The sequence below is a fragment of the Providencia sp. PROV182 genome (assembly GCF_028480325.1).
Classification (GTDB): Bacteria; Pseudomonadota; Gammaproteobacteria; order Enterobacterales; family Enterobacteriaceae; genus Providencia; species Providencia hangzhouensis.
The window spans coordinates 1-11,522 of the sequence record NZ_JAMPOL010000009.1; the positions used below are offsets into that span (position 1 = coordinate 1).

Annotated in this window: 10 protein-coding genes, 1 tRNA gene and 1 pseudogene; 2 read left to right on the forward strand and 10 right to left on the reverse strand. The window is 42.1% G+C overall.

Annotated features, from left to right (window positions below):
- The 9 genes and pseudogenes from PR834_RS06890 to PR834_RS06930 all read right to left on the reverse strand — a co-directional run.
- A pseudogene (locus tag PR834_RS06890) lies at positions 1-212 on the reverse strand (hypothetical protein); the annotation flags it as partial.
- An 85-nt stretch (positions 213-297) separates the two neighbouring features.
- Entirely contained in the window at positions 298-798 is a 501-nt protein-coding gene (locus PR834_RS06895; protein WP_272536546.1) for a hypothetical protein, read from the reverse strand.
- A 204-nt stretch (positions 799-1,002) separates the two neighbouring features.
- The gene (locus PR834_RS06900) at positions 1,003-1,335 is read right to left on the reverse strand and encodes a hypothetical protein (RefSeq protein ID WP_180312120.1); all 333 of its coding nucleotides are present in this window, start codon (positions 1,333-1,335) and stop codon (positions 1,003-1,005) included.
- Positions 1,336-1,446: 111 nt separating this feature from the next.
- A complete protein-coding gene (locus PR834_RS06905; protein ID WP_272536547.1) occupies positions 1,447-1,773 on the reverse strand; it encodes a hypothetical protein in 327 nt (108 codons plus the stop codon).
- Complete coding sequence (locus PR834_RS06910) at positions 1,766-3,535, reverse strand: S-type pyocin domain-containing protein (protein WP_272536548.1); 1,770 nt, start codon at positions 3,533-3,535, stop codon at positions 1,766-1,768. The genes PR834_RS06905 and PR834_RS06910 overlap by 8 nt, the downstream gene beginning before the upstream one ends.
- Positions 3,532-4,338, reverse strand: coding sequence for a DUF4123 domain-containing protein (locus PR834_RS06915; RefSeq protein ID WP_272536549.1), 807 nt, complete (start codon positions 4,336-4,338; stop codon positions 3,532-3,534). Before PR834_RS06915 ends, PR834_RS06910 begins: the two co-directional genes overlap by 4 nt.
- Entirely contained in the window at positions 4,335-6,464 is a 2,130-nt protein-coding gene (locus PR834_RS06920; protein ID WP_272536550.1) for a type VI secretion system Vgr family protein, read from the reverse strand. Before PR834_RS06920 ends, PR834_RS06915 begins: the two co-directional genes overlap by 4 nt.
- Positions 6,465-6,533: 69 nt before the next feature.
- Positions 6,534-7,052, reverse strand: a complete 519-nt coding sequence (locus PR834_RS06925; protein WP_004258066.1) for an Hcp family type VI secretion system effector — start codon at positions 7,050-7,052, stop codon at positions 6,534-6,536.
- A 783-nt stretch (positions 7,053-7,835) separates the two neighbouring features.
- Positions 7,836-7,912: transfer RNA gene (locus tag PR834_RS06930), tRNA-Ile, on the reverse strand.
- Positions 7,913-8,323: 411 nt separating this feature from the next.
- Here PR834_RS06930 and PR834_RS06935 point away from each other — a divergent pair.
- Complete coding sequence (locus PR834_RS06935; RefSeq protein ID WP_231136047.1) at positions 8,324-8,605, forward strand: hypothetical protein; 282 nt, start codon at positions 8,324-8,326, stop codon at positions 8,603-8,605.
- Here the strand turns inward: PR834_RS06935 and PR834_RS06940 are convergent.
- Entirely contained in the window at positions 8,541-9,137 is a 597-nt protein-coding gene (locus tag PR834_RS06940) for a GNAT family N-acetyltransferase (RefSeq protein ID WP_206277541.1), read from the reverse strand. The genes PR834_RS06935 and PR834_RS06940 overlap by 65 nt on opposite strands.
- A 224-nt stretch (positions 9,138-9,361) precedes the next feature.
- Here PR834_RS06940 and PR834_RS06945 point away from each other — a divergent pair, with 224 nt between their 5' ends.
- Positions 9,362-11,383, forward strand: a complete 2,022-nt coding sequence (locus PR834_RS06945) for an NADPH-dependent 2,4-dienoyl-CoA reductase (protein WP_187710060.1) — start codon at positions 9,362-9,364, stop codon at positions 11,381-11,383.
- Positions 11,384-11,522 lie beyond the last annotated feature (139 nt).

Sequence of the window (11,522 nt, forward strand, 5' to 3'; positions counted from 1 at the left end):
CCGGTAGGGGCTTGATACGCTTTTCCTTTAATTGCATCGATTGTCGCTTTTTTTATACTACTTACCTTTTCATGAACAATCTGCTCTAACTTAGGTTTGGATTGGACGTATTCACGCTCAACGCTTTGATTAGCAAGTATTACAAGAATACTAAAAGCTCCAATGATGATAGCAATTAAACTAAATCGATTATGAACCATAGACATAGTCATTAATATTCTCTATTAAACCATCCCCAATATAACATCCTAAATAATATTCATTTATTGCTAGTTTACATTATCCCCCTCATTCAGCTTATGAGTGACGCTTTAAAGATAAATAATGTTTTTCTAAATACTTATCGACATGCTTAGCAAGATTAATTAAATCCGCGTAGGCTACAGGCCCTAATTCTGGCATTTGTTCAGCTAGATATTTTTTAGTTGTTAGGCTTAATTTTTTCGATTCATCAATCACGCGCGGGTCTCGAAGTATTGCAGGCTCTACTCCCCAGTTATATTCTGGTGTATTCGTTTTTTGTCTTCCGGCTAAAACCCAATCAATTTTTCCGTGATAAGATTCAACAACCGCTTTTAAGATAGCAATAAAATCTTGATGATTGCGTTCATCTATGGGACGAAAAATTGTGGATGGCAACTCATTAATAGTATCAGCAACATAAAGCTCGCCATCAATAAAGTTAGTGGGGTCAATATACTTTTTCACAAAACGTCGGCTCGTTCTGTTCCACTCAATATCAATATATTTTCTGATAACAAGTATCAATTCACCGCCTTGGTTATTTTCAAGTGTCATTATTTTAATCCTGTAGGCTTGTTAGTAATCGTTAGCTTTCCGTCATTAATACCTTTGATGTGTTTCTCCCAATCCCCTTTAGGAAGAGCCTCAGTTGAAACTCTTGGATCATGTACATACACGTTCTTCTTCAAAGATGACCTATTAAAACAGATTCTGAGCATTTTTTAACTCAGAATCAGCTTAACATTTTAATATAATGTCTTAAAAATAAAAAAAGACTCCTGTTTTTTTATCTAGTGCAGTATTAACTAATAATAATATTGAATTAATTATACTCTCATTGTCTTTATTTGACACATTGTTTAAAATATCTCTTAAATTCTCTATTTTACTCATATCTTGCAAACTCTCATCCTCATAATCATCTATATTTAAGCCTAAATTAGAATTAATTAATTCAAATAAATTAACTTTATTTAATAGATACAATTGGTTATCATTTAAATCTAACTCTAGTAAATCTCCATCAACAGACTCATTGTAATCTAACCTATACATTGCTTCTTTAGAAAGAGGGATAGTGATTATTTTCATTGAGCCTCTTTTATTAGATGAGATTTAATCTTGGTAGACTATGTCTTGTTTGAAATATTTCACTTTATAAACCAACACACGCTAATACCATTAGCGTGTGTTGGTAATTATTTATGAGATTACATCTTCAAGACATTTGGCATTTCTATATATTATTATTCCAGAAAGGCCTACACTTGAGTCTATATAACATAGTAAATTATTTAATGGTAATGCTTTTTTTATTCCAAATTCTTCTTTAATCCACAAAGGAACTTCTTGATACTGCTTAATATCAAATATTATATTTTGTTTTTCAAACTCCGAAAAATCCCAATGTATAACTTGTTCAAATCGTAATTTTTTATTATTAGATAATAATAATTCAAGAACTTCCTCTTCTTCGATATAAAATATACCATGTATATTTACATCATGAAAATTAATGTTATTAATCATTGATTGTCTCTCCAGATTGAAGTGGTCTCCCTGCTGACCTTACTTTGTTTGGTGCAGAATTTGATGGGTATTTCCACTCATGGACATGTGGATCCCCTGCACCATGGTCATGACCATAATCTATATCTTTTACTGGTTTACCTTCTGAGTCATATTTCCTTACTTGAATTAATTCATTCGTTTCTGGATTTCTTTTTTCTAATATATCATCACTAGGGCCTAAATCTCCATTTTTACCTTCTGGTAGCCTATTCTTAGTTCTTTTCCCTTTAACTTGCATATAAACATAAATCACCGGTAATGATGGTATCGGGGTGATTAGAATATAGTCACGTAAATCTTTCGCATCCGGAACCGGTGTAATGTATATCTGTGGCTCACCTTCATGAATTGGAAAACCACCCGCAGAGGTTATATCCGCAGGCTCTGGGATCTGATTGCCACCTGTATGCGGTCTAATATCTAAAGGCGGTGACGGTGGATGTCCCGTATGAATTCGGCTTTCTCCCTCATGGATTTTCGATTGAACGCCCACAAAGTTACCGTTTTTCGCATAACTGATAAAAACATCATCCCCATCATCAGTCGTAAATTTGTACACCTCTGCTGTACTGCCTGCATATCGTAAGCCTTCTGATGCTTGATAGGCCGCCAATGAACGGACTTTTTGCGTCTCCGCTTCTGAAGCGAGTTCCATCATCCTAACAGGAACTTGGTCTTGCCCACTTTCCGTAGATGTATGATAGCCGACCACTTGGTCATCTTCATCGATACCCATGCGTATTCGTGTAGTCGCGGTTCCCTTAGCGAGAGCCTTTTCTTTTAAATCCTCATAAGTCAGCAAATCACTCGAGTCACTCGATTCTGTACGTGTAAATACCCCCGCATAGCCCATACCCACAAGGATACTCAGTGCTGATAGTGTTGAAGGAACGTTCACTTTTATTGAAGGTGGCTTATGAGATGTTGAGTAATCATCATAAAACTCATCCGAAGATTGCCAAGTATCTTGACTCTGAGCCGCACCAGCAGATATAGCCATTTGCTCTAACATCAATTTCTGCATGGTTATTGATATTAGAGGGTTCGCTTCAGCAGTCGAAATACCAAATAAAGACGCAATCGAAAATTCAGACGGTTTTGCTTGTTCAGATTGAATGAGCTTCGGCTGCATTTGATAAACAGATGTGGAACCAAAGTAGTTACTGATTTCAGGATGTTCGCCCGCATCCGTATTACCCTCACCACGCAACACCGATTTGGCAAACACCGGCTCTGCAATGCGTTTAATCGCAATCACGCGACGATGGTCATACGGGAACAACAGAGGATAGCCCTTATCACGTTGCTGATAGTGGGTAGAACGGCTTATTTGCCCCGCCGTCATGCGGTGGACGGTAGTGGGTACATTGAGGTTAAACGCCCCTGCGCGGTTATTTTCACTCAGGAGATACCCTTGCTCACGGCAATAATCACTCAGTGACTTATCGTTGCCTTGAATCGCTGCCGGAGGCGACAGCGTTGTCAGGGCATCGGCTAAGGGTTGCGGTTCAAGGCTCAGTGTATACGGACGAGCCGTTAAGCCTTCCGCTTTAATCAAGCCCTGTGGGTCGCTGCTGCCTTGCAACGTACGGCCTGTGCCTCGCTCGGCGAGCGAATAGGACACGTTGGCTAAGGGTTGTCCTTTATCATCAACCAATTGCAACTCTAACCAAAATCGATAGTTTTCACAGATAATGCACGATTCGACTTTCTGACTCATGACGGCTCCGTTGTCGTGGTTAGCCAGCCTTGTTGCTGGGCATAGTCCGTAAACTGTGTGGCGGTACGGGTATGGATATCCCCCGCTAGTGAGGGATGCAGGTGTAACCAATCCACTAAACGTCGGTGAAGTTGACCTTCCGGTGTGTCGAGGGATAGAGCGACCTCTGCGTGATTTTCCCACAGTTCACACGCCAGGTTTTCCGCTAACAGCTCGATAAACTGTGCAGAGTTTTCCCACGCAGCCTGTAAGTGTTCCCCCATGATGAACGGACGGGCTTGCAGTTCTGGAATAGGCAAAGGGTTATGGCGGGTAGGCGATTCAAAAAAAGCAGGGTCACTGGGTGTCTCCAACATCACCTCATGAACAGGGGTCATCAGCACAGACCAATCCACCGCACGCATTTTGGGAATAAGCACATTCGCAATACGTGTGTCCATTAAACGCAGCACCACGAGCTCTTCATTCAGCTCCACCCATTGGCGGTTTTGCCAATGACGTAACTGGTATTGCCAATCCAGCGAGCTGCGATACGCCCAGCCCCATGTGTTATCACTTAAGCCTTTACGGTCAAGCAGTTGCCCCAATGGGGCATACGCACTCGATTTTAACTTCACAAGCCACGGGCTCTGACCGATTAAATGGGCCAGTGCAGTGCCATTGTAAATAGGAAATGCCTGTTCAACCCAATCGTTGGCAAACAATAAGTCTGTCGGGTTGGGTGTGGCTAACGTATTAAGCAGTAAATAGATAGGGTCCGTATTGGATGCCGTTAACCATGTTGTCCAAGGGGTGAGTCTCATTGATTTCCCCCATTAGGCTTAATCACCCAACTGCCCGTCGCTTGGGCTTGCATCGCGCAATAGGGTTTAATCGGATAAGGCGGTGTCGCAAACGGGTCAACGCCATCCGGCAATTGAATGTCTACCGCTTGCCCTGAGCCTCCGGCACTGTCGCCAATCGCCACATTGCCTGACGTAAACACATTGCCCGGTGTCACTCGCACAAAACTGCCGCCCACTTTTAAGGTAATTTCCGTCGCCGCATCAATCACCACTTTCCCTTGGCTGGTGATGTGGGTCTCTTGACCACTTTCACTCACCAGTGCACCGTTAATTTGTTGGTGATAACTGCCAAGCACCTGTTCAGAGATATCACCTTCTATTTGAGCCTTGTGCGTCCCTTTAATGTGAAGGTGGTCATCCCCTTGAATGTCAGTAAAACGGTGTTGGTCAATGCGCTGTTTGACATCGTGTTGAACATGGGTGTGGCTATCATGTTGAATATGCACATTCATGTCACGCTGGGCATGAATATATACTTCTTCTTGTCCTGCTTGGTCTTCGAAACGTAATTCGTTAAAACCTTCCCCTTTATGAGTGCACGTTTTAAAGGTGGTGCGTGTTTTTTGGGTCGGTAAATCTAACGGAGGGGCATTGCGACCGTTGTACATGCATCCCGTAATGACGGGGCGGTCAATGTCGCCATTCAGATAACTGATTAAAACCTGCTGCCCAATATGGGGAATACTCATAAACCCATAGCCATTTCCGCTCCAGCCATGCATTACAGGTACCCAGCAAGAAGCACTGTGGTCAGGAATGCCACGCCTGTCCCAATGAAAATAGACGGTCACTTCCCCTTTGCTGTTCGTGTAAATTTCTTCCCCTTTTGGGCCTACGACTGTCGCAACTTCATCCCCATCGGCAAGCGGCTTATATCGGTAAGGCGGTCGCCACTCTTGAGTACTGGGGATAAAGGACAGCTGGTTGCTCAATTGAGTGCCTTCACCGCCACTGTTATCGGCAAGAGGTTGCACGCCATGATGAGAGACACTCACCACCTGCCATGTCGTATTCATTCGAGGGCTAGGATGGTTAGACAAAGTAAAAATACGCCCCGGTGCTAACTCAATGCAGTTCGTCGTGGCTGACCCCACTTGACGCTGGTTTTGCGATTGCTCGTAACGAATTTGATTTAAGGGTTTACCTTCTGCATCTTCTTGAAAGCGACCATAACTTTCAAACACTTCATGTTGTTGATGGACTTCGCCAGTAACTTGGTGGCTCAGTGGGTAAGAGGGGCGAAGTTGATTATAATCTTTATCCACGCGGATATCGCTGCACAACTGCTCGGCATAGCGCCATGTGGTGGCGGTACTGTCGGTGATATCGGTTTCAGATTGCGGATTATAGGTGAGCGATATCCCCGCTTTCATGCCTAAATGACGGTCACTGTAAAACAGTTGTGGGCCTTCTTCGAACCAGTAATTAATCCCTTCTTCGGCAGCGAGGCGGCACCAGAACTCATACATCGTTTCACGCTTTTGGGTGATATACTCGCGTTTTAGATGCTCTTCAGGGTGGTAAAACTGCTTATCAAATTTGATGTGAGACTCGCTTAATAGCGTCTCAAGAATGTTCGGCACCGTCATATTTTGGAAAATGCGGCTGTCTTGCTTAAGCGTCATCACCCACATTTCAGGGCGTATCACAAAGTGATACCAGGTTTTAACCCCATCGGTATTCCCTTGTTCAGCCCCCGCTAAAATCCCTTGTACCGTGCGAAGAATTTTTCCATCTCGCTTTACAGTCAACGAAGAGGCCACACCCAGTACCGTTTGAAAATCAATCTCGGGTAACGAGCTGACCGCCTGAATCGACAGTGAAAAGAGCTGGGAAAGCCCTTCTTGCAAATCAAACTGGGTCACTTGAAAGGTGTTTTCAGGTAACCCACCAATGGTACAGGTGAATACTAATCCCGTCCCCATTTCGCCATTCATAATACGCTCTAGCAGTTGCCCATGGGCTTCTTGCAAGGCTTGGTCTTGTGCATAGGTTCTGCCGCCGGTGTATCCGCCACCATGAATAAGCGGGTTATTTTCGGGGCTGCCAAGTCGTTTGTTTTTATTGGGGGCTGTCCAAGACATGGGAATTTCCTCTACGGGAGAAAAAGCTAAAAACGCAAACGAGCCTCTAAAGGCTCGCTAAATTTGAACTTACGCTTCGAGCGGCGCGCGCCAGTCATCGGCACCGGATGTGCCTGCAACGGTGTGTTCCCAGTCGATTTGACGGTAAGACAGAGACACTTCGATTAACTGCGTGAAATCGGCTTTCGCCGGGTCTTGGCAGTGTGGCATTTGGCAATCGATATTCACGATGGTTGCATCGGTCAGGGTAGTGGTGAAGAAATGCTCTTGCTTGCCTTCAACCGATGTGCGGTACCATTTCAGTTCCACTTTCGGCAACATTTCACCGGAGGCTAAGGCGTTATACAGCAGCGGAACCGCTTTATTTAACGCCACGGTAAAACGGAAGGGCTTGTGCGCACGTTGGCCTGAAGGCTGGCCGGATTGTGGGTCGGTCGGCACAGTCACGACGTGAGAAAACTCTTGCACTAACATTTGGTCTTCATGACCTTGCACATAGATGTTACCCACTGAATCGGCAGTAAATGCACCGGCAGTGATGTTGCCTTGGGTTTTTCCTTCAATGGAAATATAACATGGAGTTGGCATAGCGATATCCTTTATCCAGAATGACAAATTGGGTTAGGTCGACATAATTATCGATTAATTTCCGTCATCTCAGCCAGTGCGCACGGTAAGATTTACTTGAAGGATAATAAAATCTGATGAATGATATGTAAACCTGAGGGCTGGTTTGTATCTCTCTAGGATAAGTGACTTAGCGTAAACTGGTTGAAATATCGCTATATAACTCCAGAAAAACACCAAAAATGAATCATTATCGAATAATCATCGAGCAAAAAATAGACCAAACTGCGGTAAGCCCAGTAAGTTCTAATGTACATAGAAATAAACTATGTAACCAAATATTTCAAACAGAAAAAATGAAATAACCCATTGATTAATAAAAATAAAAACACACTATTAGATTAACATTTAATTCCACAGGGATTAACCGCCTTGGTCGTGTAGTGTAATATTCTTTAAGTGCATATTTAAAATATATTTTATTCCAGCACTTAGTATCTTATCGAATTAATATATAAAAAACATTTTTTATGTCCGTTTTCCATTTTTTTAGAATTTTTGTCGCCATTTACGTTATACACTCTTTATTCTTTCCCATTGCGGATAAAGTAGGATGGATAAAGGAAGAATACGTTGAACGGCAAAAACAATTTCACTGTTTTTCTAACGATAAGTGTTGAAATTGATTTTTAAAATGTTAAAACCGAAGGCTCACAGCCAGTTAGATTGTGAGTTAAACACTCACGATAATGAGGTGAAAACAAAAAGGAGTTAGATGATTAACATCTAACTCCTTGATAAATTTGGTGGCCCCTACTGGACTTGAACCAGTGACCAATCGATTATGAGTCGACTGCTCTAACCAACTGAGCTAAGGGGCCAAAGTGGGAAGGATTATACGTGTAGTTTTCGCTTAGGTCTAGTGTTTCGAAACCGTATGCTGAAATTGTGTTCAACTCAATCACTCTTCTTATAATTCAATGCGATAGCATAAGCAATTGCTATCATTTGAAAGTCGTTTTCTGCAATTTTAATGAGCCCTACTATTTTTTATTTAAATCAGTTTCTCACACCTTATCTATATTTAACTTTTACCAATATCAAATTAATAATAAAAACAACATCATAATGGCAACTAAATTTATTAAAAATTACTCATTCAAGCACTTGATGTAAAACAATATTTTTACATTACTGTTTTACTGCATAGTTTATAGATAATTCTCATATAGAACAAAAATGATGAAAAAAGTACATGCAGTTCAATATGGTTTTGGAAAAATAAGTAATTTTTGATCCGTTACTTGCAAGAACATGGTGCTGAAGTTGTGGCGGCTTTTGAAATCAATAAAGCGGTTATTGGCAAAAATATAGGCGAAATCACAGGAACGAGGCCAACAGAAGTAAAAGTACAAGCGCTACATAAAGCAGATAAAACCCTCGAAACGTTAAAGCTTGATGTTGGCATCATCGCCCACCTTTCGGTGGGCGACTTACCTACAGCTAACCTTAGCGCGGTTTCACCATCTGCCATTCTAAGTGGTGTTTTACTGACGGCCACTCTGACTCAATAATGCTATATATACAGCTATCACGCAGTTCACCCGTTTTAGTTTTCATATGATTACGCAAGATACCATCGAGCTTAGCCCCTAACCGTTCAATGGCTCGACGACTTTGGCTATTTAAAAAATGTGTACGAAACTCCACTGCAACGCAATTTAATTCCTCAAAAGCATGCTTTAAGAGCAAATATTTAGCTTCTGTATTTAATGCGGTGCGTTGTACTTCTATTCCATACCAAGTGGCTCCGATTTCAACCCGCCTTACTGCATGGTCCACACGATTGTAAGAAGTAATACCAACTGGTTTACCGCTTCGTTTATCGATCACCACAAAAGGTAAGCATTCCTTTTTCTGGAAATTTTCCAGGCGCTTTTCCACATCTTGAGAGAAATGCTCAGGCTCAGGAACTAAGGCATACCACAAATTATTCAACCCATCTCGTCGAATGATATCTGCCAATTCGACATCATATTGGTGGGATAGAGGTTCAAGGCGAACGTATTCACCTTCTAAAGTAATAGCTTGGCAAATCTCTTTCATCATGGTTTCCCCTATATCGTTCTTTATGCTGTGTGTCTCTTTTTTTAATCTCTGTTTATGACATAAAAATAAAAAAACACCTATTTTTTTATGACACTCAGCTATTTAACCGAAAACATATGATAAAAATCACAAAATTTTAACATCTTTACCAAATTTCAGCTTCATTACGCTACAGTTAACTCATCTGACCTGTTAATGAAATCCCGAATGGGAGTATAATAATGAGCAATTTTACACACCTTTTTACCCCGCTAGATTTAGGCCATACCGTGCTAAAAAACCGTATTTTGATGGGTTCAATGCATACTGGGCTTGAAGAGCACCCGCAAGGCAGCGAGCGGCTAGCGCATTTTTATCGCCTACGCGCTGAAAATGGTGTCAGTCTGATCATTACCGGTGGGATCGCCCCCAATCCAGAAGGGGCGCTTACCGCTCATGGCGCAGTATTAAACGATAAAAACCAGCTTTCATTTCATCAACAAATCACGGATGCCGTCCACCAAGCTGACGGTAAAATCGCCTTACAAATCTTACATGCAGGGCGTTATGGCTTGCATCCTAAATTAGTTGCACCAAGTCCTATTCAAGCAGAGATTATTCCATTCGCCCCCCGAGAACTCTCAACTGATGAAGTTGAAAAAACGATTGATGACTTCGTGACAACAGCCAAGCTAGCTCAACAAGCTGGCTATGATGGTGTCGAAATTATGGGATCCGAAGGTTATTTAATTAACCAATTTATCACCAAACGTACCAACCATAGAACCGATGAATGGGGTGGAAGTTACACAAACCGAATTCGTTTTCCCATTAAAATCGTACGGCGAATACGGGAAGCCGTTGGCGCTAACTTTATTATTATTTACCGGCTTTCCATGCTGGATTTAGTTGAAGATGGCTCAACGTGGGAAGAGATTGAATTACTTGCCAAACAAATTGAAAACGCGGGTGCGAGTATGATCAACACCGGTATTGGTTGGCACGAAGCTCGAGTACCGACGATAGCAACGCAAGTTCCTCGCAGTGCATTTAGTTGGGTTACGCAAAAATTAATGGGGAAAGTGAATATTCCACTGATAACCACTAACCGCATCAATGACCCTTTTGTTGCAGAACATATTATTGCCAATCACCAAGCGGATATGGTTTCAATGGCTCGGCCATTTCTAGCTGATGAAGCGTTTGTTCGTAAAGCCGCAGAAAATCGAGCAGATGAAATTAACACTTGCATTGGTTGCAACCAAGCCTGTCTCGACCTGATTTTTAGTGGAAAACTGGCCAGTTGTTTAGTTAACCCACAAGCTGTTAGGGAAATGGATTATCCCAACGAAAAAGCCGCACTGAGTAAATCCGTTGCGATTGTTGGTGCTGGGCCCGCTGGGTTATCTTGTGCAATTTATGCGGCAAAGCGTGGGCATCGTGTCACTTTGTTTGAAAAATCTAACCATATAGGTGGCCAATTTAACCTCGCTAAACAGATACCTGGCAAAGAAGAATTCCATGAAACCATCCGTTACTTTTGCCGCCAATTACAATTATTGAATGTTGATGTACGCCTTGAACAACAAGCCGATGTTGACTGTTTATCGGGGTTTGATGAAGTCATTATTGCAACGGGTGTCATCCCACGAAAAATCCAGCTCGAAGGGGTTGAGCACCATAAAGTCATTTCCTATATCGATGTCATCACCAAACAACGCTCTGTTGGAAAAAGTGTCGCTATTATTGGCGCTGGAGGGATTGGCTTTGATGTTGCTGAATTGCTAACCCAAGAAGGGAAAAGCAGCAGTTTAGATAATTCACTCTTTAATAAAGAGTGGAATATTGATACCACAATTCATTCTAAAGGTGGTGTATTCCCCCCACAAAAAGTCCCTATGGCATCAGCTCGTCAATTGTATTTATTACAGCGGAAAAACAGTAAAGTGGGAGCAGGCCTCGGTAAAACAACCGGTTGGGTACATCGTTTATCACTAATGAAACGCGGTGTTCAAATGCTAAATGGCGTGGAATACATGCGAGTTGATGACGAAGGGCTCCATATTCGCTATCAAGATAAAACACAGTGCCTGCCTGTTGATAATGTCATTTTGTGTGCAGGGCAAGAGCCTTACCGCCCATTAAAAACACAACTAGCAGAACACGGGATCAACGCCCATGTGATTGGCGGTGCAGATGTTGCTGCAGAACTGGATGCCCGCCGAGCAATTGAGCAAGGGATGAAAACCGCATATCAGATTTAGCCTCTTCATATCCCCCTAAGGTGAGCCTTTTATCTGAGGGGGAACTGCACTCCTTAACCTAACTGATATTTATACCTCTTTTTCTTCACCCTAAACAATTGTTATGTTATAACATAACCACTATTTGTAAATTAAGAAT